At 70.7% G+C, this 26,999-nt stretch carries 24 protein-coding genes; 7 read left to right on the forward strand and 17 right to left on the reverse strand.

Features of this window, described 5'->3' with window-relative positions; all coding sequences use genetic code 11:
* Positions 1–85: 85 nt before the first annotated feature.
* The 4 genes from ehuC to ppc all read left to right on the forward strand — a co-directional run bounded on the left by ehuC (position 86) and on the right by ppc (position 5,359).
* The gene (ehuC, locus tag JOF44_RS17005; protein ID WP_209894240.1) at positions 86–922 is read left to right on the forward strand and encodes an ectoine/hydroxyectoine ABC transporter permease subunit EhuC; all 837 of its coding nucleotides are present in this window, start codon (positions 86–88) and stop codon (positions 920–922) included.
* Positions 919–1,569: an ectoine/hydroxyectoine ABC transporter permease subunit EhuD gene (gene ehuD / locus JOF44_RS17010; protein WP_209894243.1), complete on the forward strand. Its 651-nt coding sequence runs from the start codon at positions 919–921 to the stop codon at positions 1,567–1,569. Before ehuC ends, ehuD begins: the two co-directional genes overlap by 4 nt.
* Positions 1,562–2,335 (forward strand): ectoine/hydroxyectoine ABC transporter ATP-binding protein EhuA, encoded by a 774-nt coding sequence (gene ehuA, locus JOF44_RS17015; protein WP_245348992.1) that lies wholly within the window; start codon positions 1,562–1,564, stop codon positions 2,333–2,335. The genes ehuD and ehuA overlap by 8 nt, the downstream gene beginning before the upstream one ends.
* A 195-nt stretch (positions 2,336–2,530) precedes the next feature.
* A complete protein-coding gene (gene ppc, locus JOF44_RS17020) occupies positions 2,531–5,359 on the forward strand; it encodes a phosphoenolpyruvate carboxylase (RefSeq protein WP_209894245.1) in 2,829 nt (942 codons plus the stop codon).
* Positions 5,360–5,461: 102 nt separating this feature from the next.
* On the opposite strand, the gene JOF44_RS17025 is transcribed toward ppc, so the two are convergent.
* The 4 genes from JOF44_RS17025 to JOF44_RS17040 all read right to left on the reverse strand — a co-directional run bounded on the left by JOF44_RS17025 (position 5,462) and on the right by JOF44_RS17040 (position 8,811).
* Positions 5,462–6,478: an aldo/keto reductase gene (locus tag JOF44_RS17025; RefSeq protein WP_209894248.1), complete on the reverse strand. Its 1,017-nt coding sequence runs from the start codon at positions 6,476–6,478 to the stop codon at positions 5,462–5,464.
* Positions 6,479–6,628: 150 nt separating this feature from the next.
* Positions 6,629–7,207 carry a GNAT family N-acetyltransferase gene (locus JOF44_RS17030; protein ID WP_209894251.1) on the reverse strand — a complete coding sequence of 193 codons (579 nt, stop codon included), beginning with the start codon at positions 7,205–7,207 and terminating at the stop codon, positions 6,629–6,631.
* The gene (locus JOF44_RS17035; RefSeq protein ID WP_342591821.1) at positions 7,204–8,319 is read right to left on the reverse strand and encodes an App1 family protein phosphatidate phosphatase; all 1,116 of its coding nucleotides are present in this window, start codon (positions 8,317–8,319) and stop codon (positions 7,204–7,206) included. Before JOF44_RS17035 ends, JOF44_RS17030 begins: the two co-directional genes overlap by 4 nt.
* Before the next feature lie 6 nt (positions 8,320–8,325).
* Positions 8,326–8,811: a GNAT family N-acetyltransferase gene (locus tag JOF44_RS17040; RefSeq protein WP_209894254.1), complete on the reverse strand. Its 486-nt coding sequence runs from the start codon at positions 8,809–8,811 to the stop codon at positions 8,326–8,328.
* A 169-nt stretch (positions 8,812–8,980) separates the two neighbouring features.
* Between JOF44_RS17040 and JOF44_RS17045 the strand changes: the two genes are divergently transcribed.
* On the forward strand, positions 8,981–9,499 hold the full coding sequence (locus JOF44_RS17045; protein ID WP_209894257.1) for an arsenate reductase/protein-tyrosine-phosphatase family protein: 519 nt from the start codon (positions 8,981–8,983) through the stop codon (positions 9,497–9,499).
* 99 nt (positions 9,500–9,598) lie between these two features.
* Here the strand turns inward: JOF44_RS17045 and JOF44_RS17050 are convergent, their stop codons facing one another.
* The 7 genes from JOF44_RS17050 to JOF44_RS17080 form a co-directional block, all read right to left on the reverse strand.
* Positions 9,599–10,918 carry a midas domain-containing protein gene (locus tag JOF44_RS17050; protein WP_209894262.1) on the reverse strand — a complete coding sequence of 440 codons (1,320 nt, stop codon included), beginning with the start codon at positions 10,916–10,918 and terminating at the stop codon, positions 9,599–9,601.
* 611 nt (positions 10,919–11,529) lie between these two features.
* Entirely contained in the window at positions 11,530–13,167 is a 1,638-nt protein-coding gene (gene pgm / locus JOF44_RS17055) for a phosphoglucomutase (alpha-D-glucose-1,6-bisphosphate-dependent) (protein ID WP_209896163.1), read from the reverse strand.
* A gap of 96 nt (positions 13,168–13,263) precedes the next feature.
* The gene (locus JOF44_RS17060) at positions 13,264–14,046 is read right to left on the reverse strand and encodes a hypothetical protein (protein ID WP_209894266.1); all 783 of its coding nucleotides are present in this window, start codon (positions 14,044–14,046) and stop codon (positions 13,264–13,266) included.
* Positions 14,046–14,186, reverse strand: a complete 141-nt coding sequence (locus JOF44_RS17065; protein ID WP_209894268.1) for a hypothetical protein — start codon at positions 14,184–14,186, stop codon at positions 14,046–14,048. The genes JOF44_RS17060 and JOF44_RS17065 overlap by 1 nt, the downstream gene beginning before the upstream one ends.
* Positions 14,183–15,199, reverse strand: coding sequence for an inorganic phosphate transporter (locus JOF44_RS17070; RefSeq protein WP_209894270.1), 1,017 nt, complete (start codon positions 15,197–15,199; stop codon positions 14,183–14,185). The genes JOF44_RS17065 and JOF44_RS17070 overlap by 4 nt, the downstream gene beginning before the upstream one ends.
* Complete coding sequence (locus tag JOF44_RS17075) at positions 15,200–15,823, reverse strand: DUF47 domain-containing protein (protein WP_209894273.1); 624 nt, start codon at positions 15,821–15,823, stop codon at positions 15,200–15,202. It lies immediately after the preceding gene.
* Positions 15,824–16,124: 301 nt separating this feature from the next.
* Positions 16,125–16,748 (reverse strand): hypothetical protein, encoded by a 624-nt coding sequence (locus JOF44_RS17080; protein WP_209894276.1) that lies wholly within the window; start codon positions 16,746–16,748, stop codon positions 16,125–16,127.
* A gap of 237 nt (positions 16,749–16,985) precedes the next feature.
* Here JOF44_RS17080 and JOF44_RS17085 point away from each other — a divergent pair, with 237 nt between their 5' ends.
* Positions 16,986–17,645 carry a PH domain-containing protein gene (locus tag JOF44_RS17085; protein ID WP_209894279.1) on the forward strand — a complete coding sequence of 220 codons (660 nt, stop codon included), beginning with the start codon at positions 16,986–16,988 and terminating at the stop codon, positions 17,643–17,645.
* 52 nt (positions 17,646–17,697) lie between these two features.
* Here JOF44_RS17085 and JOF44_RS17090 read toward each other — a convergent pair whose 3' ends face one another.
* Positions 17,698–18,390 carry a hypothetical protein gene (locus tag JOF44_RS17090; protein WP_209894281.1) on the reverse strand — a complete coding sequence of 231 codons (693 nt, stop codon included), beginning with the start codon at positions 18,388–18,390 and terminating at the stop codon, positions 17,698–17,700.
* A gap of 500 nt (positions 18,391–18,890) precedes the next feature.
* The gene (locus JOF44_RS17095; protein WP_209894284.1) at positions 18,891–19,808 is read right to left on the reverse strand and encodes an alpha/beta hydrolase family protein; all 918 of its coding nucleotides are present in this window, start codon (positions 19,806–19,808) and stop codon (positions 18,891–18,893) included.
* Between the two features lie 258 nt (positions 19,809–20,066).
* Here JOF44_RS17095 and JOF44_RS17100 point away from each other — a divergent pair, with 258 nt between their 5' ends.
* The gene (locus tag JOF44_RS17100) at positions 20,067–21,233 is read left to right on the forward strand and encodes an ROK family transcriptional regulator (protein WP_209894287.1); all 1,167 of its coding nucleotides are present in this window, start codon (positions 20,067–20,069) and stop codon (positions 21,231–21,233) included.
* Positions 21,234–21,333: 100 nt separating this feature from the next.
* On the opposite strand, the gene JOF44_RS17105 is transcribed toward JOF44_RS17100, so the two are convergent.
* The 4 genes from JOF44_RS17105 to JOF44_RS17120 all read right to left on the reverse strand — a co-directional run bounded on the left by JOF44_RS17105 (position 21,334) and on the right by JOF44_RS17120 (position 26,946).
* A complete protein-coding gene (locus JOF44_RS17105; RefSeq protein WP_209894290.1) occupies positions 21,334–22,752 on the reverse strand; it encodes an ABC transporter substrate-binding protein in 1,419 nt (472 codons plus the stop codon).
* Positions 22,753–22,762: 10 nt separating this feature from the next.
* A complete protein-coding gene (locus JOF44_RS17110) occupies positions 22,763–23,701 on the reverse strand; it encodes a carbohydrate ABC transporter permease (protein WP_209894293.1) in 939 nt (312 codons plus the stop codon).
* 14 nt (positions 23,702–23,715) lie between these two features.
* The gene (locus JOF44_RS17115; protein ID WP_209894296.1) at positions 23,716–24,630 is read right to left on the reverse strand and encodes a carbohydrate ABC transporter permease; all 915 of its coding nucleotides are present in this window, start codon (positions 24,628–24,630) and stop codon (positions 23,716–23,718) included.
* 72 nt (positions 24,631–24,702) lie between these two features.
* Positions 24,703–26,946 carry an alpha-galactosidase gene (locus tag JOF44_RS17120; protein WP_209894298.1) on the reverse strand — a complete coding sequence of 748 codons (2,244 nt, stop codon included), beginning with the start codon at positions 26,944–26,946 and terminating at the stop codon, positions 24,703–24,705.
* Positions 26,947–26,999 lie beyond the last annotated feature (53 nt).

Raw genomic sequence — 26,999 nt, forward strand, 5'->3', positions numbered from 1 at the left:
TCCTCGGCCCCATCGATGAGCTCGATCCGGCGCGTCCCGCCACGGGGCGCGCCGGGTCCGTGCTCACCCAGGAGGTGAGTGGCCGATGGAAGGTGTGATCGGCTTCTTCCAGGACCTCGGCCCCAACATCCAGCTGCTGCTGGATCGGAGGCCGCTGATCCTCGACGGCGTTCTCGTCACGGTGCTGGCGACCGCACTCGGCGCCCTGCTCGCGCTCCTGATCGCCTTCGTCTTCGGCATCGCGCAGGTGGCGAAGCTCGCCGTCGTGCGGATCATCGCGCGCATCTTCGTGGAGTTCTTCCGCGGCACCTCGCTCGTCGTGCAGCTGTTCTGGTTGGCCTTCGTGCTCCCGCAGCTGCCCTATCCCTTCGGCTTCCAGCTCGAACCGCTGGCCATCGGGGTCATAGCGCTGGGGCTGAACTACGGGGCCTACGCCGCCGAGGTCGTGCGCGGGTCGATCGGCTCCGTCCCCAAGGGCCAGTACGAGGCGGTCAGCGCCCTCAGCCTGAGCCCGATGCGCGGGATGTTCCGCGTCGTGATCCCCCAGGCCTGGGCCCTGATGCTCCCGTCGCTGTCGAACCTGTGGATCCAGCTCCTCAAAGGCAGCGCGATCGTCAGCACCGTCCTGCTCTACGACCTCTTCTTCCAGGTCGAGCAGCTGCGTGACCGGTCCGGCACCTGGTTCGCGTACATCTTCGCGCTGCTGGCCTACTTCGTCATCGCCTGGGTGATTGTGATATTCATGAACGCGCTCGAGGTCCGGGCCAAGCACAAGATCGGACGCGGTCCGGCGCTGTCCCAGTCCTGGGGCATGCTGTTCCGTGCTCCCGGGAGCACTCCGGAAGGAGGGCGTTCGGCGCGCGTCGTCCGGGACCGCGCCCGCGCTAAGGCCAGCAAGCCCGCAGGAGGTGAACTGGTATGAACACCTCCTGGTGGGAATGGGACCACGCCTTCGCCGTCTTCCCGGTGCTGCTGGACGGCTTCAAGATCACGCTGCTGGCCACCGTGCTGGGCACCCTCATCGCGCTGGTCCTCGGACTGGTGGTGGCGATGATCCGGCGCACCGCGCCGCGACTGCTCAGCGCTCCGGTCACCGGGGTGGTCGAGTTCATCCGCATGACGCCCCTCGTGGTGCAGCTGGTCTTCGCCAACCTCGCGCTGTCGCCGTACATCGACAGCACCCTCGCCATCGGCATCTGGGTGCTGGGCATCCACTACACGACCTACATGGCCGAGGTGTACCGCGCCGGGATCGACTCGGTGCCCAAGGGCCAGTGGGAGGCCGCCACCGCGCTGTCTCTGCCGCGGCTGCGCACCTGGCGATCCGTCGTCGTCCCGCAGGCGATCCGCAACACGCTGCCCGCGCTGGGCAACTACGCCATCTCCATGTTCAAGGAGACCCCCTTCTTCGTGGTGATCTACATCCCGGAGATGGTCCGGAACGCCCAGACCTATGGAGGGGACACGTTCCGGTACACCGAGGCGATCACCTTGGCCGGCCTCATCTTCCTGGCGGCCAGCTACCCGACGTCCCTCCTGATCCGACGACTGGAGAAGAAACTTGCCTGAGAACACTCCGCACATCGAGTTCCGGGACGTGATCAAGCGCTTCGGGAACAACACCGTGCTGGACAACCTGAACTTCACGGTCTCCCGCGGGGAGCGCGTCACCCTCATCGGCCCATCCGGCTCGGGCAAGACGACGATCCTGCGCCTGCTGATGACGCTCGAGGAGCTCACCGACGGATACATCTACGTCGGCGAGCAGGCGCTGCAGTACGAGCAGAAGGACGGCAAGCGCGTGCGCGTCGTCGACAAGCAGCGCCGCCGCACCACCACCCAGGTCGGGATGGTGTTCCAGCACTTCAACCTGTTCCCGAACATGTCGGTGCTGGAGAACATCATCGAGGCGCCCATCCATGTGATGGGTCTGCCCAAGGCCGAGGCCGTCACCAAGGCCGAGGGCCTGCTGGAGAAGGTGGGCATGGGCGAGAAGCGCGACTTCAACCCCTCGCAGCTCTCCGGCGGTCAGCAGCAGCGCGTGGCGATCGCCCGCGCTCTGGCCATGGACCCGGAGGTCCTCCTGCTGGACGAGGTCACCTCGGCACTGGACCCGGAGCTGGTGGGCGAGGTGCTCGGCGTGCTCAAGGACATCGCCGCCGAGACCGACATCTCCATGCTGATCGTCACCCACGAGATGCAGTTCGCCCGGGACGTCTCCGATCGCGTGATGATGTTCGACCAGGGCTCCATCGTCGAGGAGGGCAAGCCCGAGAAGATCTTCAGCGAGCCCGAGAACCAGCGCACCAGGGACTTCCTGCGCGCCGTGCTCTGACCCGCGAGGCCCGGGACCGGGTCCGACGGAGGTGATCCCCGTCGGCCCCGGACCCGGGCCCGGTCCGTCCACGGACCGTCCCGCCGGATGCTTCGAGAGTGCCTCGCGGTAGTCTGTGCCCGTTCGTTCCGCGCCGAAGCGGTCGCCTCAGCTGTCGGCGGCCGCTGTGTGGCGCCGCCGACCCCAGGAGGCCCCGTGCCAGAAACCGACGCCATTGCCGTCCCGACCCTGACGAGCGAGTTCCCCGTCATCGGCGACGATCCCCATATCGATGCGCCCCTGCGCGCGACCGTCCGCCGCCTGTCGACCCTGCTGGGTCGCACGCTCGCCGATCAGCACGGCCAGGAGCTGCTCGACCTCGTCGAGCAGGTCCGCACGCTGACGAAGGAGGCGAAGTCCTCCGAGTCCGAGGGCGATGCGCGTGACGTCCAGGACCGACTGGCCGAGCTCCCGATCGAGCAGGCCACCGAGTTGACCCGGGCCTTCGCCCAGTACTTCCTGCTGGCCAACGCCGCGGAGCAGGTGTACCGGGTGCGGGGGCTGAAGGACCGCCCGACCGCGGAGTCGTGGGTGCCGCGCACCGTCGCAGACGTCCACGACGAGGTCGGCCCGGACGGGCTGCAGGAGGCCGTCGACTCGCTGGACGTGCGCCTGATCTTCACGGCCCATCCCACCGAGGCCTCCCGACGGGCGGTCCTGACCAAGCTCCGCAAGATCTCCGACGTCCTGGAGAAGGACACCGCCGAGGGCACCCCCGAGCGGCGTCGCCAGGACCACGCCCTCTCCGAGCTCATCGAGTCGCTGTGGCAGACGGACGAGCTGCGCCGGCAGCGGCCCACCCCGCAGGACGAGGCCCGCAACGTCCTGTACTACCTCCGCCAGCTGTACACGCAGACCATGCCGGACTTCCTCGACGACCTGCGCGAGGAGCTGCGCGCCCACGGTGCGGACCTGGCCGAGCGCCAGGTCCCCCTGCGCTTCGGCTCCTGGATCGGCGGCGACCGCGACGGCAACCCCTATGTCACCGCGGAGGTCACCCGCGAGGTCCTGCAGCTGCAGGCGGAGACCGCCGTGGACCTCGCGATCGACGTCATCTCCGAACTGATCGCGGACCTGTCCATCTCCAGCGCGCTGACCGGCGAGGACGAGGAGCTGCGCGCGAGCGTGACCGCCGATCTCGAGTTCGACTCCGAGGTGGACGAGGTCCAGCAGAAGCAGTACGAGCAGGAGCCCTACCGGCTCAAGCTCGGCACCATGCGGGCGAAGCTCACGGCCACCCGCGAGCGGATCCGGAGCGGCGAGCCGCACGTGCACGGCAAGGACTACCGCGATGGCGACGAGCTGCAGGAGGATTTCTCGGTGCTGCGGGGCGCGCTGGGTCGCCACGGCGGCAAGCGCGCGGCCGACGGGGCGATCGCGATCGCCCAGCAGGTGCTGGCCGGCTCCGGGCTGAACCTCGCGACCCTCGACGTGCGCGAGCACTCCGAGAAGCATCACGAGGTGGTCTCGCGCCTCTTCGACCGCGTCGGGGAGCTGGACCGTCCCTATGCGGAGCTCACGCGAGCCGAGCGCACCACGGTGCTGGGCGCCGAGCTCGCCAGCCGTCGCCCGCTGGTCGGCACGGCGCTGAGCGAGGACGAGACGATCCTCGACGACGCCACGCGCACCACCTACCGGGTGCTCGACGAGATCCGTGACGCCCACCGCCAGTACGGCACCTCCGCCATCGAGACCTACATCGTCTCGATGACCCACGGGGCGGACGACATCCTGGCGGTCGCCCTGCTGGCCCGCGAGGCCGGTCTGGTCACGCTGCCGGGAGGCCGGGAGAACCGCGCCGACATCAGCTTCGCCCCGCTGCTGGAGGAGGTCTCCGAGCTGCGCCACGCCGGCGAGATCCTCGACGAGCTGCTCAGCGACCCCTCCTACCGCGAGATCGTCCGCCTGCGCGGCGACTTCCAGGAGGTCATGCTCGGCTACTCCGACGGCAACAAGGACGCCGGCGTGATGACCAGCCAGTGGGAGATCCATCAGGCCCAGCGGCGTCTGCGCGACGTCGCAGCGCGCCACGGGGTCACGCTGCGCCTCTTCCACGGCCGCGGCGGGTCCGTCGGCCGCGGCGGCGGCCCCACCTACGACGCGATCCTGGCCCAGCCGTACGGCGTGCTCGAGGGCGAGATCAAGTTCACCGAGCAGGGCGAGGTCATCTCCGACAAGTACACCCTGCCCACGTTGGCCCGGGAGAACCTGGATCTGTCGCTGGCCGCGGTGCTCGAGGGCTCGGCCCTGCACACCACGCCGCGCTCCACGGACGAGCAGCTGGAGCGCTGGGGCGAGGTCATGCAGGCCGTCTCCGACGCCTCCTTCACCCGGTATCGCACGCTGGCCGACGACCCGGACCTGCCCGAGTACTTCGTGACCTCCACCCCGGTGGAGCAGCTCGGCGACCTGAACATCGGCTCGCGCCCCTCCAAGCGCGCCACCTCCGACAAGGGCCTGGACGGCCTGCGGGCGATCCCGTGGGTGTTCGGCTGGACCCAGTCGCGACAGATCGTGCCGGGCTGGTTCGGCGCGGGCTCCGGGCTGAAGGCAGCCCGTGAGGCCGGCCTCGAGCCGGACCTGCACGAGATGTACCGCAGCTGGCACTTCTTCCGCACCGTGATCAGCAACGTCGAGATGACGCTCGCGAAGACGGACATGCAGATCGCGGCGCACTATGTGCACTCGCTGGTGCCGGAGCGGCTGTGGCCGCTGTTCGATCGCATCAAGGCGGAGTACGAGCTGTCGGTCGCGGAGCTCGAGCGCCTCACCGGGGTGCTGGAGCTGCTGGACAACCAGCCGGTGCTGAAGCGGACCCTCGCCGTGCGCGACCGCTACCTGGACCCGATCTCCTACATGCAGGTCGCCATGCTGCAGCGCGCCCGGGCCGCGTCTGGCCGCGGCGAGGAGCTCTCCCCGGAGCTGCAGCGGGCGCTGCTGACCACCATCAACGGTGTGGCCGCCGGTCTGAAGAACACCGGCTGAGTCGCCACGCGCGCCACCGGAGCGAAGGCCCCCGACGATCTTCGAGATCCTCGGGGGCCTTCCTCGTCGCGGGGTGCTCGCCGGCGCTTCCGACGGTCAGCCTCAGCGGGCGGTGCCGTCGATCGCGTACTCGTCGATGCGGGCCAGCTCCTCGCGCGTGAAGTCGAGGTTCTCGACGGTGAGGATGTTCTGCTCGAGCTGGCGCACCGTGGAGGCGCCGACCAGCGCGGTCGCCACCGAGGGATGGCGCAGGGTCCAGGCGAGGGCGAGCTGCGCCAGGCTCTGGCCGCGCCCGTGCGCGATCTCGCTCAGGCCGTGCCGGCACTCCTGGTAGGCATGGTCGTGGACCTGCCGCGACGTCAGCGAGCCTCCGGTGCTGCTCGCCCGGGACCCCGTCGGCACCCCGGAGGCGTACTTGTTGGTCAGCAGGCCCTGCTGCAGCGGCGAATAGACAGCCAGCCCGATCCCGAGGCCGTCGGCGACATCCAGCAGACCGTGCTCGACGCTCCGGTTGAACATCGAGTAGGAGGGCTGGTGGATCAGCAGCGGCGTGCCCAGGTCGGCGAGGATCTCGGCCGCCTCGACAGTTCGCTCGGGGGAGTAGTTCGAGATGCCGGCATAGAGGGCCCTGCCGCTGCGCACCGCCTGGTCGAGCGCCCCCATGGTCTCCTCGAGGGGAGTGTCCGGGTCCTCGCGATGGTGGTAGAAGATGTCGACGTACCCCAGGCCCAGACGATGCAGGGACCGGTCCAGAGAGGAGAGCAGGTACTTGCGGGAGCCGCCGTCGCCGTAGGGGCCCGGGCCCATCCGATAGCCGGCTTTCGTGGACACGATGATCTCGTCGCGCAGATGACGGAAATCCTGCTCGAGGATCCGGCCGACGTGCTCCTCCGCGCTTCCCGGGGGCGGGCCGTAGTTGTTGGCCAGGTCGAAGTGGGTGATGCCGAGGTCGAAGGCACGGCGCACGATCGCCCGCAGGGTCTGCGGATCGCGGTCCTCCCCGAAGTTCTGCCAGAAGCCCAGCGAGATCGGGGGCAGGAGGACACCGGAACGGCCCACCCGCCGATAGGACGTGCCGTCATAGCGGGTAGGGGACGGGGCGAAGGCGTCGGTGCTCATGGGAGCAGTTTAGTGGCATGGGCCACGTTCCGTCAGAGCCCGTGCAGGTCACGTCTCTGCACCCTCGCGGGTCGGGCCGGGTTGCGCCGGGCTGCGCCGGGCCGGGTCGGGCCGACGTCGGGCGGTCCGCGGCGTCACCACGTGGGCAGGTCAGACTCGACGCAGCGGGCGCTCCATGACGTCCATCCCGAGCCCCTCCACGGTCAACCAGGAGGGGTCGCCCGGGAAGGGGACGGCGGTGCCGGTCCGCACGAAGCCGTGCCGCTCGTACCAGGCGTGCAGCTCGGGACGGGACTGCAGCACCCGGATCATCAGCACATCGACCCCGGCCGCAGTCAGGAGCTCCGCCTGGGACTCCAGCAGACGCCCGCCGAGTCCGCGGGACTGGGCGGACGGGTGGACGGCGAACAGGCCGAGCTCGGCCTGGACCAGGCCGTTCACGTCGGGCGGCTCCTGGCGCGTGTAGCAGCAGCCGACGATGCCGCCCTCCGGGGAGTCGGAGGGCCGCTCGAGCTCGGTGACGGCCTCGGCGGCCAGCAGGGCCACCGCGTCGTCGGCGAGCATCCCGCGGACCTCGTCGGCGTGCGTGCGCGCGCCGCGGACGAGGTGGGCCTCGGTGGTCCAGCCGCCCTCGCCGCGATAGGCCGCCTGGACCAGGTCGACGATCTCGGGGACGTCGCCGGGCCGGGCAGGACGGATCCGCAGGTCGGTGCTCTGCGAGACGGTCATGGGAGTTCTCCTGCGCGTTCGAGCTCGGCGAGCAGCCCGTGCCCGTCGGGGGCCGTGGCCATCGGTGGGGCGTGGGTGCCGCGACGCTGCTGCGCCAGGGGGCGGAGCGTGCCGTGGGCGAGCAGCTGCTCGGACTCGGTCAGCTGCCGGAGCAGGATCGCCTCGACGTGGTCCGGCAGCTCGGAGGCGAAGTCTGCGTAGATCGACGGGTCGTGCTGCCCGTCGTCGCCCACCAGGATCCAGCGCATCCCTGGGAAGTCCGCGACCAGCCGGCGCAGCGCCCGCTCCTTGTGGGCGCGGCCGGAACGGAAGAATCCGGTGTTGGTGGGGCCCCAGTCGGTCAGCAGCAGCGGGCCGTCGGGGTATCCGTTCTTGTACAGGAAGCGCTTGAGCACGGGGAACACGTTCCAGGCACCCGTGGACAGGTACATCACCGGCATCGCGGTGTGCTCGCGGGCCAGGCGCTGGTAGAGCATCGGCATGCCCGGGACGACCTGGCGGGAGGACTGGTGGACCACGAAGGCGTTCCAGAAGGCGAGCAGGGGCCGGGGCAGCCAGGTCACCATCACGGTGTCGTCGATATCGCTGACCAGCCCCACGTTCGCCCCGGTGGGGAACACGGTGATGTCAGCGGTGACCTCGTTGCCGGGGACGGTCCAGAGCACGGCCCGGTGATCGCCGGGGGGCAGGTCGATGTCGATCTCGGCGTCGATGATACCGCTGCGATCGGCGCGCACGCTGAACTCCTGCCCGCCCAGCAGCACGTGCACGGTGCTGTACGGGACCACCTGGGAGGCGAAGTTCCGCCAGCCCCGCACCGCCATCGTGCGCATGTCGTGGACCGGCTGATCGTGGAAATCGGCGGGCGTGCCGGGGGAGGAGTAGAGGACCTTCGCCATCACCCGGACACGCGTCGAGGACCCGTACCCGTGGAAGGGCTGGAGCCTGAGGTCCCAGTGCAGTCGGCGCAGCCCCCGGCCGACGACGGCGTTCTTGACGTCCTCGAGGCGGGCGGCCCAGTGCGGGCGCACCTGCTCGGATCGTGCCCCGACCGTTGCCAGCACGGTGCGGGGCGAGCGGACGCGGGAGCCGACGCGACGTGCGATCGACACCGGGCCTCAGAGGCCTCGGGACATCTTCAGCCAGGCACCGTCGGGATCGTCCTCGACGACCTCCCAGCGCTCACCGGTGTCGGTGAAGCCGAGGCTCTCGTAGGCGGCGCGGGCTGCCGTGTTGGTGGGGCCGACGTAGAGCGTCACCGTGTCGGCGCCGTCCTCCTTCGACCAGTCGAGAACGGCTTCGGCCAGGCGCTGGCCGAGACGGGCCTTGCGTGCGCTCGGCAGCACCCACATCGCCTGGAGCTCGCGCTCGTTGGCGGGGGAGTCGGCCTCGTGGCGGACGGCGACGACGGCCACCGGCTGCCCGGCTTCGATGGCCAGGAACCAGGCGGCCTCGCGGACGCGCTTCCTCCAGACCTTCTCCTCGTAGGTGGACTCTTTCTCCCAGCTCTGGCCGAAGGCCTCCGGATCGGTGCTGAGAGAGCGGAGACGGATCTCGCGCACGAGCGACCAGTCATCGTCCTGGGCACGTTTGATTTCGGCCATGGCTGTCCTCCTGAGCCGTCGTGGCGTGGTCACGGGCGATCATTCCCGGGCGACCACGTCCTGGCGATTGTGCGCGCGGACACGCGGCCTCGCATGCGCTGACATCAGCAGTGTAATCGGGATATCGGTTCAGTGCTCGTCGCCTCCCCGTCGTTGACACAATGGGCACATGTCGCCCCTGCGTATCCTCACCGTCTGCACCGGCAATGTGTGCCGCTCACCGGCCGCCGCCGTGATGCTGCGCGAGGCCGTGCGCGGCGCCAAGCTCGCCGAGACGGTCGATGTGGGGTCGGCGGGCACCAGCTGGGAGGCCGAGGGCATGCCGATGGACGAGCGGACGGAGCTGTCCCTGGTGCGAGCCGGGTACGTGCGGCCGTTCGAGCACACCGCCCGCACGATCCATCTGACCGAGCTGCTGAACTGGGACCTGGTGCTGCCGATGACCGTCGAGCAGGCGCAGGCACTGCGCCGCATGGCGGACCAGGTGCCGGAGGGACGGACGGCGCCCGAGATCATCATGTGGCGGCGGTTCGATCCGGAGGCCCCCGCGGGGGCGCCCGAGACGGAGATCGCCGTCGACGACCCGTGGTACGAGGGCCAGGCGGCCTTCGATCGCACGGTCGTGCAGATGCAGCGGAGTCTGCCGGCGCTCGTCGCGCACGTGCAGGACGTGCTCAGCGCCCGATAGGACGTGACGCTCGTCGGGACGCGGTCCTTCTCGGCGTGAGGCGCGGGGCGTGCGGAGTCGTTGCGGCCGACGGGTGGGACGCGGAGTTCTGCGACGGGCTCAGCGGCCGGTGTTCTTCGAGGTGCCCAGCCCTGCGGCCCGACGGCTGTGCCAGGTGGCGCCGACGAAGCCGGCGGTGGTCAGGAAGCCGATGCCGAGCGCGATCAGGAGGACCGACTGGACACGCCCGAAGGCGGAGTCCGAGTCCTGCGAGGAGATCGTGCTCAGCAGTCGGACGATCGGCCCGCCCTGCTGCTGGGCCGAGATCGGCTCGGGGTTGGGCGCGGCCGCCGGGGTCTCCCCGTTGTCGGGAGCGGCTGCTGCGTCGGTCTCGGAGGTTTCGCTCTCGGCCTGTTCGGCCTCGGTCGTCGCCGGCTCACGAGGCGGGTCGGTCGGGTCGTTCTCCGAGGTGGGGGCCGGTTCCGGCTCCTCCTCAGCGGCAGGCTGGGGCTGCTCCGGGGACGGCTCCTCGACGGGCTCGGGCTCTTCGACGGGCTCGGGCTCTTCGGCGGTCTCGGGCGGGGGCTTCGGCGCGAGCGTCTCCGTCTGGAGCTCATTCTCGGCCTGGGCAGGTTCACCGCTTCCGGACGTGGGGTCGGACTTCTCGGTGTCCTCTTCCGAGGTGGGGTCCTCGGTCGGAGTCTTGTCCGGCGAGGTGGAGTCCGAGGAATCGTCCGTCTCTTCGGGCGGCGTCGACGTCTCTTCGTCCGTCGGGGTCTCTCCGGGAGACGTCGACTCCTCCTCCTCCTCGGTCCCTTCGGGTGGCGTCGACTCTTCGTCCGTGTTGTCGGGCGATGTCGAGGGCTCTTCGCTCGGCGACGTGGGAGACGTGGCGCTTTGCGCCCCGGAACTCGGGTTCAGCGACCCCACGACGGTCCCGTCACCGTCTGCATTGTTCGGATCCTCGTCGTCGCCCTGGGACGCGTCGGCCGCAGCGCCGCCATCCTCAGTCGCGGAGTCATCCTCTGTGCTCCCCGCACCGTCCTGCGCGCTGCCCGCGCCCTGTTCGGGGGCGGGCTCGACCTCGGAGTCGCTGTCCGAATTCTCAGCATCGTCGGAGGTGTCTTCGCCGGTCGAGGGATCCGTGCCTTCGGCAGTTTCGTCCTCTGCGGGCGGCGTGGGCTCGCCGCCCTCGGTCCCGGAGTCTTCCTCTGTGCTCTCCGCGCCGTCCTGCTCCGCCTGATCGCCCGCTTCGGGTGTCCCGTCGGCGTCGGGGTCGGAGCTGTCCGGGTCCTCGACCTCCGGCGAGTTGTTCGCCGTCCCGTCCCCGTCATCCTGCGATGCGTCGTTCGCCTGGCCGGAGTCGGTCTCCGAATCACCGGTCACCGGGCCCGGGCCGGTCTCCACCTCATCGACCACGGGGACCTCATCGAGGGACACCGCATCCTCGACCTCTTGCGTCGTCTCCGCCACGGTCTCGGCGACCGCGCCCTTCGACTCCTCGCACTCCTCCGGTGCCGTTCTTGTGGCCTCTTCCGATGCCGCGAGCGCCGGCGCTGCGGTGAGAGGGAGCGCGACAGCGACAGCTGCGGAATAGGCACACAGGCGTGCACGCAGGCGCATAGGCGCGGTCCCCCCTCTCCATGTCGCATGCCGGTCGGCAGCGGTCGGTGTCGTCATTGGTGGGTCCGGCGAAGCATATTACCCTACCGTCCCTTTACCTTCTGCAGTCATGGTCCAGGCAAGTGGGGGAGGTGCGCAAGGGGGGTGTGGACGGCGCCACCCAGGGGTGACGTACGAGATGTTGGGGCAGATTTGGCGATTCCTTGACTGTCGACCTGGTCAAACAGCTCTACGGATTCTCACATCCCGCCACATGGACGGGATGAGACGGCACTGTGGAGGACGGTCGAAAGCTGCCGAAAAGCTCCGAGAAATCGCGGACGCCACGCCGGGAGTCGAGTCCATGACCTCGAGTGCAGCCGTCGGAGTCCCGAGGTGACCCTGCTCAGTCCCGGGGTGATGATGTTCAGTCCCGGGGCGGGCCCCGCTCAGTCGGCGAGGGCCCCGTCCACGAGCGCCTTGGCCGCCTCCTGGACCTCGGTCAGGTGCTCCTCGCCCCGGAAGGACTCAGCGTAGATCTTGTAGACGTCCTCGGTGCCGGAGGGTCGGGCCGCGAACCAGGCCGACTCGGTGGAGACCTTCAGCCCGCCGATCGCGCCGCCCGAGGGCGCTTCGGTGATCGCCGAGACGATCGCCTCGCCCGCCAGCTCGGTCTCGGTGACCTGGCTCGGACTGAGGGCCTTGAGCTTCGCCTTCTGCTCGCGATCGGCCGGGGCATCGATGCGTGCGTAGGCGCTCTCGCCGAACTCCTCGACCAGCTCCGCGTGCAGGGCGCTGGGGGAGCGACCGGTGACCGCGAGCATCTCGGAGGCCAGCAGCGCCATGATGATGCCGTCCTTGTCAGTCGTCCACACCGAGCCGTCCTGGCGCAGGAACGAGGCTCCGGCGCTCTCCTCGCCGCCGAAGCCGACAGAGGCGTCGATCAGGCCGGGCACGAACCACTTGAAGCCGACGGGCACCTCGTACAGCTCCCGGCCCAGGGAGCCGACGACCTGGTCGATGAGGCTCGAGGAGACGACCGTCTTGCCGACCTCCGCGCCGGTGGGCCAGCTCGGTCGGTGGGCGAACAGGTACTGGATCGCGGTGGCGAGGTAATGGTTGGGGTTCATCAGCCCGGTGTCGGGGGTGACGATGCCGTGCCGGTCCGCGTCCGCGTCGTTGCCGGTCGCGATGTCGAACTCGGTGCGCTTCTCGAGCAGGGAGGCCATCGCCCACGGGCTCGAGCAGTCCATGCGGATCTTCCCGTCGCGGTCCAGGGTCATGAACGACCACTGCGGATCCACCTCGGGATTGACCACGGACAGATCCAGGTCGTGCATCTCGCCGATCTCCGCCCAGTAGTCGACGGCGGCCCCGCCGAGCGGGTCGGCACCGATCCGGATCCCCGAGCGGCGGATCGCCTCGAGGTCCACCACATTCGAGAGATCCTGGACATAGGTGTGCAGGAAGTCGTAGCGGCCCGCATCCTGCAGCGCCTTCTGTCGGCCGTGGCGGCGCACGCCGCGCAGACCGGAGGCCAGCAGCTCATTGGCCCGATCGGCGATCCAGGTGGTCGCGTCCGAGTTCGCCGGACCGCCGTGCGGGGGGTTGTACTTGAACCCTCCGTCGCGGGGCGGGTTGTGGCTCGGGGTGACGACGATGCCGTCGGCCCGCGAGGGGTCGGAGGCGGACTTGCCGCGGTTGTGCACGAGGATGGCGTGGGAGATCGCCGGGGTGGGCGTGTACCCGTCCAGCGAGTCGACCTGGACGGCGACGTCGTTGCCGACCAGCACCTCGAGCGCGGTGTCGAAGGCCGGGCGCGAGAGCGCGTGGGTGTCCCGGCCGATGAACAGCGGGCCGCGGATCCCCTGGCCGGCGCGGTACTCCACGATCGCCTGCGTGGTCGCGGCGATGTGGTCCTCGGTGAAGGCGGTGTCCAGCGAGGAGCCGCGGTGCCCCGAGGTCCCGAAGGCGACGGCCTGATCGGGGTCGGCGGGGTCCGGATGGAGGTCGTAGTAGGCGTCGAGGAGAGCGTCGATGTCGACGAGGTCCTCCGGAAGGGCCTTCTGGCCTGCGCGGGGGTGCATGGTCATCACTCCATCCTCGGGGCGGTTGGTGTCGCCACTCTAGGACAGGGCGCGTCTCGGGGCGGCAGGGACGGTCGTTCCCTGAGACGCGGCTGATCAGGAACGTCGGCTGCGCACCAGCAGCAGGATGCCCACCACGGTGAGCACCAGCCCGACCAGGCCGGCCACGATCCCGATGATCGGGCCGATCAGCATGGGCGCCGCGACGCTGAACAGGCTGTAGGGGCCCAGGAACGCCGGGGCGTCGGTGCCGGTGCACGAGATCGTCACCGTGGTGTCCGCCGTGGCGGCCACGCCCATCCGCTGCTCGTACTGCGAGCCGTCGCCGAAGGTGACCGATCCGGAGGTGGGAACCTCGGTGATCGCTCCCGAGGAGCTGCCCTCGGCCGTGCATTCCGCGTCGGCGGCGTCCTCGGCGGGCACGTACAGGATCAGCATCTCGTTGGCGGCCATCTCGTGCTCGCCGGTGCCGCCCTCGATCACGGTGGGGCCGGAGGAGGCGTCGTCGACCAGGGAGCCGAAGGCCCACACCAGGCCGCCGACGGTGGCGACGGGAGCGATGATCAGCAGCAGGGCGAGCCCGATCAGCAGCGGCCCCAGGCCGCGGCGTCGCCGCGGCGCGTCGGGCCCTCCCGGCCGGGGCGGGAGCGGGCCGGTGGCGGGGACGTAGGAGTCCGACGGGACCGCGGCGGCGTAGGCGTCCTGACCGGATGATTGCCCCGGGGCCGCAGGAGATCCGTCGGGAGCCGGCGACCCGTGCGGGGCGGGAGATCCGTAGGGCGAGGCCGACGGGTCGCCCGGCTGCGGCGTGGTGGGGCCGGGAAGCCCGTACGTGGGGCGCTTCCTCGGGGCGGGCGTCGTGAACTCGCCGTCGGACATCAGCTCTCCTTCGCGGTCAGGATGGCCCAGGATAGCCGTCGAAGCAGGGCGGGGCCCGAGCGTGGCACGGCGGTGATCGGCCGGTGCGGGGACAGGGCGATCTTCCGGTGCTCGACGTCGGCGAGGGCGGGAGGGGTCATCCGGGTGGGAGCTCGAGCAGCAGCCCCGCCAGGGCGGCCCCGAGCACAGCCGTCGCGATCGGAGTCGCCAGCCAGGTCAGGACCATCGTGCGGGCCACCGGCCAGCGCACATGCCGCGGCCCCATGGCGACGCCGGCACCGACCACGCTCGAGGCGAGCCCGTGCGAGGAGGAGACGGGGGATTCCAGGCCGAACAGCGCCACGGACATCGAGATCACCGCAGAGGACTCCGCGGCCAGGCCCTGGGCGGCCGAGAGGTCCGTCAGGCGGCGGCCGATGGTGCGGATGATCCGGTGCCCGCCCAGCAGGGTGCCGGCGGCCACGGCGACGGCCACCGCCGACATCGCGGTCAGCGAGGACCCGACCGACAGGCCCGAGACGGAGGTTGCCAGGACGATCACGGCCAGCGGGAGGCGGGCATCGCTGAGTCCGTGCCCAGTGGCGACCGCGCCGGCGGAGACGGTCTGGGCGAAGCGGATATGGGCCACGCCCAGACGTTCGTTGCGGGCCAGGGCCAGCAGAGCCTGCATCACGACATAGGCCAGGACCACGGCGATCAGCGGGCCGACGATCGAGGCGATCAGGATCTCCACCAGATGGTCCCACGCCGCCGTCGCACCGATTGCCAGCGAGGCCCCGAGGGCGCCACCGAAGAAGGCGTGCCAGGTCGAGGACGGCATGCCGATCCACCAGGTCAGCACCTCCCAGGCGAGGGTGGCCAGCATGATCGCGATCAGTCCCGCTGCGAGCACGTCCGGGGCGCCGGCGGTGGTCTCGGCCAGCCGGTTCAGCCCCAGCAGCTGCAGCGCCCAATCGGCGGTGACGGACAGCAGCAGCATCCCCAGCAGCGCCCCGAGCAGATTGAGGACCGCGGCCATCGCCAGGGCGGTCGATTCCCGCAGGGAGCGGGTGGTGATCGCCGTGGAGACCGCATTGGAGGCGTCGTGGAAGCCGTTGTAGAACGCCATCACCAGCGCCAGGACGACGACCACGACGAGGAGTCCGGGCGTCACTCAGGCATCCTTGACGCGCAGCAGGTCCGCGATCCGGGCGATACGCTCCTGCAGGGCGACGGTGCGACCGATGGATTCGGTGATGTCGTGCAGCGGCAGCAGCTCGGTCGTGGCGCCGCCGCGCCCGTAGAGCTCGGCGAGGCCCTGGCGGACCAGTCGGTCCCCCTGCCTCGTGAGTTTGCGGATCTGCGGGTAGTACTCGCCCAGATCCCGCACCCGATGCAGCGTCCAGCTGGCCGCCACGGTCAGCTCGGCGGAGCGCTCGATGCCCTTGGCCGCCTCGAGCAGCGGGGCGGGCAGGGCGCCGACGCGGGAGAGGACCAGCAGCTCGGCCGTGTTCTCCATGGAGTCGATGCCGTCGGCGATGGTCAGGGCCAGGTCGTAGAGCAGCTCCGCCTCGTAGGGCGTGATCAGGGACTGCGCGAGGCGCTGGGAGATCCGTCGGCACAGCTCTTCGGCCCGGGTCGACTGGTCGTGCAGCTTCGGGGCGATGCGGGTGCGCTCGCGATAGCCGTGGCCGAGCAGCTTGGAGTGGGTGTCGGTGGCCTGGACCAGGAGTTCGGCGAGCTCGCCGAACAGGTCGGTCATCGGGCGTTCGACGCGGCGGGGGAAGAGCTGCACCACCTCAGGTCCCCCTCCTCACGCCCGAGGGCGCCGTACCCGGTGCCGTCGTCCCCGGATGAGCAGGGAGCGGCCGTCTCGTGAAGCTTGGAGCGCCGGGCCGGGATGCGCCTGTCGGCGCGAAGGCCGCTCGAAGCGGCAAATGTTGGAGCCCGGGGCAACCGCGGCCCGACGCCCGATCATCGTAGGGCACGGGGTGCCGCCGGTTCCACCCTGAGGACGGGGCGGCATGGGAAGTGCCACCTCCGGCGGGCTCGTGGAATACGCCGGGACGCGGCGTCCGACGGGCAGGATGCAGCTGCGCTCAGCCCAGGGTTCCGGCCTCGGCGTGCCGGGCGGCGGCGGTGAGCTCCTCCCCGGTGCTCAGCAGCCGTTCGGCCTGGCGGGTGCGGTTGTCGGCGGGATCCTCGTCGGCCAGCTGGGCGGTGCCGTGGGCCACGATCGTGGCCACCGCCCCGGCCCGGGTCAGGGCGAGGCCGAGGTCGCCGGTGAAGGCACCGCGGAGGATGTCGTCCATGGTGCGCTGGACCTGTCGGACGTCGGGCGGCTCCGCGAACCCCGAGAGATAGCGCAGGCCCGGGATGGTGCGCGAGCCGGCGCGGTAGCGGTGGACGACGTCCTCCCCGCTGCTGAGGACCCACGTGTGCAGCACGTACAGCCGCCACAGCGCGCCGGGCAGCGTGGTGGCGGGGGAGCCGGACCACAGGGCGGCCAGGTCCGAGAGCCCGTCTTCGGCCGCCAGGCGCAGCACGCGATCGACGACCTCGGGATCCGAGCTGTGGAACACGCCGTCCAGCAGGGCCTGGGCCGAGTCGTGCGCGAGGTCCGTCGAGGTCGACGGGTCCGGTTCGCCGGGGATCGCCTCCGCGGTGGCGGGGAACAGCGACGCCGGGCGACGGAAGCGAGGGGAGGATCCGGAAGAGGTCATGTCCGAAACTCTACGCATCGCCGGGGCCGCGTCGCATCGACGGTGCGCATGGCGCCAGCCGGGGCGCGGGGCATGGCACCTGCCGGGGCGGGGGCGCGGGGCGTGGCGCCTGCCGGGGCGCGGGGCGTGGCTCCCGCCGGGACCCGGGACACGGCCCTCATCGGGGCCCGACGCACCGGATCCACATGGGCAGTTCGCCCCATCGCCCTGGTCCGAAGCCCGCATTAGCCTGGGCTCATGACCATTCCCCGGCAGCTCGGGCCCCGGACCGGGCCCCGCACCGCCCTGCCCGACTACTCGCGCAGCGCCGCGACGGTCGAGCGCATGGTCTCGAACCTCGATCATGCTCCGCGCCGACGTTCCGGAGCTCGGCCGGGAGCAGTTCGCACGCTCCTGCCCCGTGCCGCCACCCGGGACACCGTGCTGCGGGCCGTGGTCGCGGTGCTGTGGCTGGGCACCGCGCTCCTCATCGCGGTGGGCCTGGTGGTCCTCTGGGCGAGCGTCGAGGACGGTCACGCGCCGGGCATCGCTCTGCTGCTGGTCATGCTGATGCTGGGGGCGTCCCTGGTGCTGGTCGGGGTGCTGGGAGTACGGTTCGCCCTGGTCGCGCTGGGGACCGCGAGGTCATGTGTGGAGATCTCCGAGGAGGGGCTGCACGTGGTCGGCGCCTTCCGCTCCCGCACAGTGCCCTGGCCGCGGATCCGGGCCGTCGAGTCCCGGGTCGTCCATCCGGTGCACTGGCTGACCGCGGCGCTGCGTCTGGACGATGGGTCCCGGGTGCTGATGCCGGCCTTCGACCGCCACATCTGGACCTACTCCGAGCCCGCCGGTCAGGACATCCGTGCGCTGCGCGTCGAGCTGCATCGTCAGCAGAAGGCGTCGGCCCGATTCTTCTGAGGGCCTGAGTGCTGAGGGTCGGCGTGCAGGCCCCAGCAGCCGTTCCGGCCGCTCAGGCCCCGGCGGCCGACGGAACCGTGGCGGCGCCGTCCTCCCACAGTCCTCGCACCGCTTCGGTGACGTCCTCGCGAGCCAGGTCGGAGACGCTCAGGATGCCGTCGTCGTCCAGCGGCAGGTGCCCGAGCTTCCAGGCGCCGTCCTCCTCGACATGGAACATCAGCGGCACCTCGTCGCCGTCGTCTCCGACGTCCCGACGGCGCAGCGAGACGGTGCGCCCGCGCTGCTCCTCGAGGAAGGCGGTGACGATGTCGCTGACCGAGGCGGGCACGTGCGAGGGATCCGGCAGCGCCGAGACCACGAAGGAGTCCAGCTCGTCCTGGGTGAGCATCAGGATCGCCTCGTTGGCCTTGATCACGAAGGCCATCCGCATGGCCTCGCCCTCGGCCAGGGCGATGCCGAGCCAACGATCCGCAGCGGTCAGCGCCGTGGCGATGACCTGCCCCTCCTCGCCGAGCAGCCACTGGCCGTCCTGCGAGCGCTCGACCTTGCCGCGGGCCCGCAGACCCGAGGTCACCGCAGCGGTGACGAACTCCTGGGCGGCCTCAGGCGCGCGGCGCAGTCCGATCTGGTCGCGCGTGATCGCCCCGTTGTCGGTGGGTCGCAGAGACAGCATGAAGTCGATCTCGTAGGCGGTGTAGATCGTGGCCTGCTCGTCGGTCGCGGCATCCGCCGGCGTCTCGCTCATGGGCTCCCCTGCTGCAGTTCGTGGAATCGTCCCGGGGCCGCGGTGCGGGCCGGGTGGTCTGGGAAGAAGCATGGCAGATCGGGCGAGCCCGTTCCACCGGGACGGGTCCGTTCACCGGGGCGGGTCCGTTCACCGGGCTGGGCCCGATGACTGGGAGCAGCCACCTGTGCTGCCGGCCGAGGGCCAGGTCGAGCTCTGCGGTGTTGGTGCCAAGGTGCGCGGTGGCACCGACAACGTAGATCTCGGGTGTCGGCGGGCCGCCGGGTCGCCGGGTACCGGGCTGCTGGGGCAGATGGTCAGGTCGAGCTCTGCGGTGTTGGTGCCAAGGTGCGCGGTGGCACCGACAACGTAGATCTCGGGTGTCGCCGGGCCGCCGGGTACCGGGCTGCTGGGGCCGAGGGCCAGGTCGAGCTCTGCGGTGTTGGTGCCAAGGTGCGCGGTGGCACCGACAACGTAGACCTCGGGTGTCGCCTGGCCGCCGGGCCGCCCGGATACGGGGGTCAGCTGGTCTGCTCGCGCAGCCACTCCCGGATCCCTGCCATCACCGAGCGCGGCAGCGCATGCCCGCTGTCGTGCAGCAGCAGGTCGAGGCCCTGCTCGCCGGGCCAGTGCCGACGGGCCTCGCGGATCAGCTCGAGGTTGTGCTCGCCGTCGCGGTCCCCGCCGCCGGCGACCAGGAAGGGGCGCGGGGCGATCAGGGCGAGCAGCTCGTCCTGATCGTGGTCCCGGGGCACGTCACCGTCGAGATACCAGGGGGCTCCCCAGTTCGGCTGGTCGAAGCCCAGGCCGGCCTCGTGCACGGCGGCGACCTCGATGCGCTCATCGAGCGCCGCCAGGTGCAGGGCGAGCTTGCCGCCCAGGGCGTCTCCGAAGGCCGCCAGGCGGTCGCCGTCGGCCAGGCCGGAGCCCTCCAGCGCGGTGACGGCGAGCATGACGTCGGCGACGCTCCGGCCCAGCGGCGTCACCGACTGCTCGCGTCGGTGACGGTCGGCGGCGGGCCCGTAGCGCTCCGCGAAGTCCTGGGCGTGGGTCAGAGCGGGGTCCTCGGTCGCGACCTTCTCGAACCACCACGGCACGGCGAGGACGGCGTGGCCGACCTCGGCGAGCTGGAGGCCGTGCGCGGTGAGAGCGGGATCCTGACCGGTCAGCTCGGTGCGCTCGGTCGACTCGGCGAACAGGCCCGGGGTGTCGTAGGACGGCACCACCACCACGACGCCCGTCGACGGCACCGACGTCGGCCGGAAGAACTCGGCGACCAGTTCGGTGCCGTAGCTGGTCAGCAGCAGCTGATGGATCTCGCCGCGCACCCCGGGATGCTCCGGCGGGCGACTCACTCCTGGCCGCCAGCTGCCGTCGGGATCGGGGATCGCACCCAGGCGGTCCTGCCACCAGGCGCGGTCGGAGGGGAGGGTGGACATCGACGTCGATGAGGTCTCGTGAAGGCTCGGCATATCCGATGAGGGTGGCGGGCGGGGGAGTGCCAGGCTATCGGTTCGCCCCTCTCGCTGCCGAGTGCGTCTCATGGGTGGCTCGCCAGGGCGTGCTTCCGGGGGCATCGACTCGAGGGCGTCCTGCCGCGGACGATTCACCGAGAGCCTCCACCGGGCCGCCCCACCGGGCCGCCCCCACCGGGCACATCGCCCCGGGGAGCCCTCCGCGCCGGATAAGCTCGTCGCATGCAGGGGAGCGAGGAGCACCGGGCCGCCGAGGCGGGAACTGTGGCGGCCCTCGGTGGGGACAGCGCGCGCGCCGTCTATCGCGATCTGCTCCGCTTCGGCCCTCGCTCGCGCAGCGAGCTCACCGCACGGCTGGGCCTGTCGGCCCCGACGGTCACCCGGGTCACCCGGGACCTGCTCGACGCCCGCCGCCTCCATCAGCTCGGCGCCGTCGTGCGCGCCAAGGGCCGCCCGCACGAGCCGCTGGACATCGAGGAGAACCTCGGACCGCGGTTCATCGGCGTGAAGGTGACGGCAGACGAGATCCACGCCGCGGTCACCACGGTGCGCGGCAACGTCCTCGAGGAGCTCGTGCTGCCCGTGGCGGACACCGCGCCGGAGGCCGTCATCGACGCCGTCCTCGCCCCGGTCCGCGCGCTCGCCGAGGCCCATCCGCACCTGGCCGGGGTAGGCGTCAGCCTCGGCGGACCGGTCGCGGACCGGCGCCGGGTGCTCTCCTCCTACCTCCTGGGATGGGAGCGGGAGTTCGACGTCGCCACCGCGCTCGAGACGCGCCTGCAGCTGCCCGTGGTGGTGGAGAACGACCTGGTGGCCATGGTCAACGGCCTGCACTGGTTCGGCATCGGGCGGTCCTACCGCTCCTTCGCCGTGCTCACGGTCGGCGCCGGCATCGGGACCGGCACCGTCATCGACGGCCGCTTGATCGAGGGCCGGAACCACGTCGCCGGCCTGACCGGCCGTCTTCCCATCGGCCGATGGGCGGACGGAACGCCGCTGCCCGTGCGGGAGGTGGCCAGCACGGACTCGATCCTGCGCCGCGCCCACGCCTCCGCGATGCTCACGGCGGACCAGGGGATGGACGAACTGCGGCGCCTGCTCGCGAACCAGGACCCGGACGCGCTCGAGGCGGCCCGGGAGCTCGCCCGCGCCCTCGCCGCCGCGGCCGCCGGACTGGTCGCGACCGTGGATCCCGAGGCGATCGTGCTGGGCGGGGAGAACGTCGACCTGGTGCGGGCCGTCGGCCCCGTCTTCGAGGACACCCTGCGCGGCGCGATCTCCGCAGCCCAGCAGGGTCTCGTCGTCCGTGTGCTCAGCGGGGACTTCGACGAGTGGGCGCGCGGCGCCGCCGTCATCGCGATCCAGGAGTTCGTCGGGGTCGGATCCTAGGAGCAGGCCTGCTCCCGGACCCGACCCCGACGCGACGGCGCATTCGGCGCCGCCGGGGCGTCCGACGCGGGAACGCCCGGGCCGCCGACCCCGACGGCGCTCACTCGAACAGCGCGTTGACCCGTTCGTTGTACGCCGCGAAGTCCGCCCCGTCGACCTGCCGCATCCAGCACTGGTCGAACGCGCTCTGCATGATGGTCATGATCGAGGCGGAGTTCTCCACCAGGGGATACAGCCCGGTCTCCCCAGCCTCGACCCGGTCGGTGAACGGGGTGACGTCCAGTCCGTCCGCGGCGTAGGCGTCGACCGCCGCCTGCGTGCCCACATCGGTCGCGGGGAAGAAGGGGGCGCGCTCGCCGATCAGCTGCTGCGCCTCGTCCGAGGCGAGGAATGCGATCAGCCGAGCCGCCTCCTCCTTCTTCTGGGACTGGGCGGAGATCGAGTCGCCCAAGCCGTTGAACATCGAGACCGGGTGGCCGACGGGCCCGGCAGGCAGCGGGGCGATGCCGAGGTCCATGCCCTCCATGTTGTTGAACGTCGTGATCATCCAGGATCCGGCCGTGGCCAGGGCCGCACTGCCGGACTGCAGCTGGACCTGTTCGGGACTGGAATCGCCGAAGGTGCCGAAGGGCGGGAAGAAGCCCTTGTCGACCAGCCCGTAGTACCAGTCCATGGTGGCCGCGAATCGCTCGTCGTCGTAGTTGAAATGCGTGCCCCACGTCTCGGCGTTCGTGAAGGTCCAGCCCGTGGACAGCGCGAAGGGTGACCAGCTGGTCTGGCCGGTGTAGTCGGTCCCGGCGCCGGCTGCGAGACCGTAGCGGGCCACGTTCTTCGGGTCGAATCCCTCCTCGTCGCCGCGCACGCCGGCGGCATCCACGCTGAGTCGGGCCAACAGTTTCTCGAAGCTGCCGCCGTCCTGCGGGTTCCAGTCAAGATTCTCGACGTCCTCGGGAGCGAGCCCTTCCTCCTCGAGCATGTTCCTGTCGTACATCACCGCGATGGTGTCGTAGTCCTTGGGCAACCCGTAGCGCTTGCCGTCCTGACCGGTCCACAGCTCCTGCAGGCCCTCCTGGAAGTGCTCGGCCGGGATGTCGTCGAGCGGACCCAGGCCGTCCAGCGGGGAGATCACCCCGAGCTCGAGGAACTCCGGATAGCGCGCGAGGTGGTCGGCGAAGGCGTCGGGACCGGCCTCGGCCACGAAGCTCGCCGTCAGCTTCGTCCAGTAGTCCTCCCAGCCCAGCTGGGTGACGCGGACGAAGATGTCGGGGTTGTTCTCCATGAAGAGGTCGATCGCTGCGGAGTAGGCGGGCAGCTGGTTCGCGTCCCACAGCCAGTAGTCGACCTCGGTCGCTCCGGCCGGGGCGGAGGTTCCGCCGCAGGCGGCGAGGGTCCCCGTGCCGACGGCCCCGGCGGCGAGGGCGGCGGAGCCCTGCAGCAGGCGACGACGGGACAGGCCGCGCCCGGAGTGCGGGGACGGGGCGGTGCGTGCAGTGCGTGCTCGGTGGATCTGGGAGTTCATCTGGGGCACCTCACTTGATCCCGCTGAAGCCGATGGAGTTGACGATCTTCTTCGCGAACAGCGCGAAGAGGATCAGCATGGGCGCGGCCGCGACCAAGGTGGCGGCCATCAGTCCCGACCAGTCCGGGCCGGTGCCCGGCGCTTGGGCGCGGAAGACACCGAGCGCGACGGTGAGCACCCGGGACTGATCGGTGTAGGAGACCATCAGCGCCCAGAAGTACTCGTTCCACGCGGTCATGTACGTCAACAGCGCGAGCGTGGCCAGCGGTGCGCTGGACAGCGGCAGCACCAGGGTGAAGAAGACCCTCACCTTGCTGGCCCCGTCGATCAGCGCCGCCTCTTCGACCTCGCGCGAGATGTTGTTGAAGAACTGTCTCAGGAAGAAGATCGCGAAGGACGAGATGAACAGCGTGGGCAGCATGATGCCCACCAGCGTGTCCACCAGGTGCAGGTTCTTGATCAGGATGAAGTTGGGCAGCAGGGTGAAGATCTGCGGGATCATCAGCGAGCCCAGGAAGATCATGAACACCGTGTCGCGGCCCTTCCAGTGCAGTCGCGAGAACGCATAGGCCGCCATCGCGCAGGAGAACGTCTGCACGACGGTGATCGAGGTCGCGACGATCACGGAGTTCAGCAAGTAGCGCCAGAAGTTGATGGAGGCGCCCGAGCCGCCCTGGGAGATCGCCGTCTCCACGTCCTGCATGCCGAAGACGCGCTCGAAGCCGCCGGTGTTCAGCCCCACCGGCAGCAGGCTGCCGGGATCAGTACCCAGGGCGTTGTTGCTGGACAGCGCGGTGCGCAGCATCCAGTAGAAGGGGAACAGGGTGATCAGCAGGAAGATCACCATCACGGTCCAGGCCAGAATCTTCCCCCAGGGGACGGGGCGGCGCGGCTTGTGGACGGCGGGCCGCTGCGTGGTGTCGGTGACGGGGTGCGTCGTGGTGGTCATGGTGTCCTCTCCCGTCAGTCCAGGTCCGATTGGCCGGCCCGGCTCATCCAGTACTGCGCGAAGGTGACGATCATGAGGATCACCAGCAGCGCGACGGACAGGGCCGAGGCGTAGCCGAACTCGTACTCGGCGAAGGCGTTCTGGTAGATGTACATCTGCAGCACCCGGGAGGCGTCGGCCGGACCGCCCTGCGTGGTCACCGAGACGGTGTCGAACACCTGGAACGAGCCGATGATCGTCATGATCAGCACCAGCGCCAGGATCGGGCGCAGCAGCGGCAGGGTGATGCGGCGGAACTGCGTGATCTCGCCGGCGCCCTCGGTGCGGGCCGCCTCGTAGAGGTGGCTGGGGATCGACTGCAGGCCGGCGAACAGCAGCAGCGCCGTGTATCCCATGTGGCGCCACACGTTCACCAGCGCGACCGTCGGGATCACCCAGGTCTCGTTGGCCCAGAAGGCGACGGGATCGAAGCCGATCCACTGCAGGAAGATGTTGAAGATGCCGAGCTGGGTGTCCAGGATCCACAGGAACACGATCGCCGCGACCACGTTGGAGACCAGGTACGGGGCCAGCACCAGCGAGCGCAGCAGCGTCGACTGGGTCAGGCGCTGCATGAGCACGGCGATCACCAGCGCCACCACGGTCTGGACACCGATGTTGATGACGACGTACAGGATCGTCACCTTCAGCGACGTCCAGAAGATCGGGTCGCTCAGCATCTGCTGGTAGTTCGCCAGTCCCACCCACTCGGGTGGGGTCAGCGTCGTGTACTCCGTGAAGGAGTAGTAGATGCCGGTCAGCAGCGGCCACACGAGGAACACCAGGAGGCCGACGGAGGCGGGCGCGATGAACAGCAGCGCCAGCTTCGTGTCGTCCTTCCGTCGGCGTCGCCTCGGGGCCGACCGCGTCGACGTCGTCGCGGTGGACATGGCTACCTTCTTTCCGTCTTTCCATCGGACGGAGCCGGACCACCCGGCTCCGTGCGTGCAGGGCGCGAGAGGTCAGGAGACCTCGGCGCGGGTCAGGTCGATCAGGAGGGCCTGCTCGGGGTCGAGCAGCGGGGCGGTCAGACCGGCCGCGGTCAGGACGCTGCCCGGCACCGGCAGTCCGCCCTCGTCGGCCGCCTGCTCGGCCAGCTGCATCCAGCGGGGCGGGACCAGGCTGGAGGTGCGGGCGGCCGACGGCAGCGGCAGGATCCGATAGACGGCCTCGGGGTCCAGGCCGGGGAAGCGGAGTCGGTCGTGCTGGGAGCGGTCCGAGCGGCCGACGGCGGCGAGGGTGAACAGGGCGCGCTCGCGGTCGGGGGAGACCACGCCGTGCAGCCACAGCGGACTGTCGCCGCGGTCGGCCCGCACCAGGTCACCGGTGAACAGCAGCTCGCGGCGGTCCTGGTACAGCGCGATCCAGCCGCGCAGGGCGGTGAGCTCCTCGGTGCTCGCCTGCGTGAGGTCCCATTCGATGCCGAGATGGCCGAACAGGGCCGAGGCGGCGCGGAAGTCGAGGCTGTGGAATCGGCCGGTGGCGTGCGAGGCGCCGGAGGCGATGTGGCTGCCCATCAGCTCCAGCGGGACCAGCTGTGCGGTCCAACGGTTCATCTGCTGGCGCTCCAGCGGGTCGATGCAGTCCGAGACCCACACCCGGTCGGTGCGCTCGAGCACGCCGAGATCCACGCGGGCCCCGCCGGAGGAGCAGGATTCGATCTCGAGCCCGGGATGGGCGATCTTCAGCGCGTCCATCAGGGCGTAGGCGGCCCGGGTCTGGGCGTGGACGGCGGCGCGGCCGGAGCTGCGGGTGGCGGCCTCGAGCAGATCGCGGTTGTGGTCCCACTTGATGTAGCCGATGTCGTAGGCGGCCAGCACCGCGGACATCTGCCCCAGCACGTGCTCGAACGCCTCGGGGATCGACAGGTTCAGCACCTGCTGGTGGCGGGAGGGCAGCGGCAGGCGGTCCGCCGACGGCGCCATGATCCACTCCGGATGCGCACGGGCGACGTCGGAGTCGAGGCTGACCATCTCGGGCTCGAACCAGAGCCCGAACTCCATGCCGGCCCCGGTGACGTGGTCGACCAGCGGGCCGAGGCCGTCGGGCCAGACGTCGGTGGAGACCACCCAGTCGCCCAGGCCCGCGGTGTCGTCGCGGCGGGAGCCGAACCAGCCGTCGTCCAGCACGAACCGTTCCACGCCGAGGGCGGACGCCTGATCGGCGAGCTCGGTGAGCTTCGCCAGGTCGTGGTCGAAGTAGACGGCCTCCCACACGTTCAGGGTGACCGGGCGCTCGGTGTCGACGTGGTTCGTCCGTGAGCGCAGGTGGCGGTGGAAGCGGGAGGCCACCGCGTCCAGCCCCTCGCCGTAGGACGCGTACAGCCAGGGCCCGACGTACTCCTCGCCGGAGGCCAGCACGACCTCGCCGGGCAGCAGCAGCTCGCCGCCGCCGAGGATCCGGTCGCCGGTGCTGATCTGCTCGGCCAGGTGGCGGTGGTTGCCGGAGAAGGCGGTGTGCACCGCCCACACCTCGCCGTGGCGGAAGCCGATGCCGGAGGGCCCGGCGTGCAGCACGTGGGCGGCGTCGGGCCCGGTGCGGCCGCGGCGGTTCTCGCGCAAGTGGGTGCCGACGGTGAAGGCGCTGCGCTGCGGGGTGCGCTCCTTGCCCCAGCGGCCGGCGAAGTCCAGCAGCTCCTCGGCGTGACCGGGCACCGGGACGGTCACGGTGAGCTCGTCGAGCGTGTAGGGGAGGTCGGCGGAGCTGGTCAGGCTCGCGCGCTGGCGCAGCAGGCCCGTGGGCAGCAGCTCGACCTCGAGCCCGACCTTCAGGCCGAGCTCGGGATCGGCGAGGTCGAAGCGCACCAGTGCTGCGCCGGTCTCGGTGTGGGCGGCGGTGAGGGGACGGCCGTCGAGCGTGACCGCGCGGGTGAGCAGGCGCGGCGCCCAGCCGGAGCCGTCGGGCCGCGATCCCGTCAGGCCCGGTCGGCCGATCCACCCGTCGCACTGCTGGGGGAGGATCCCGACCCGCACCGGGACGTCGACCGCGTTGTGGGGGACCGGCGCGATGCTCGCCGCGCACGCGGCGTCCAGGCCCGTCGGTCCGAGCGCGCCGAGGTCCGCGCCCCAGTGCACGAGGGCGGGGGAGCGGCCGTCGGTGACGTCCAGGACCACCGAGACCCCGGCGGCGCTCAGGTGCAGGCGCTGCGTCGCGCCCGGGGACGGCGCGACCACCGAGGTGTCGGCAGGGGTCCGGTTCACAGACATCCATGACCTCCGGGATGCGATGGAGCGCGCTGCGCGACGTGTCGCCGGCGGCG

Source organism: Brachybacterium fresconis, assembly GCF_017876515.1.
GTDB classification, from domain to species: Bacteria; Actinomycetota; Actinomycetes; order Actinomycetales; family Dermabacteraceae; genus Brachybacterium; species Brachybacterium fresconis.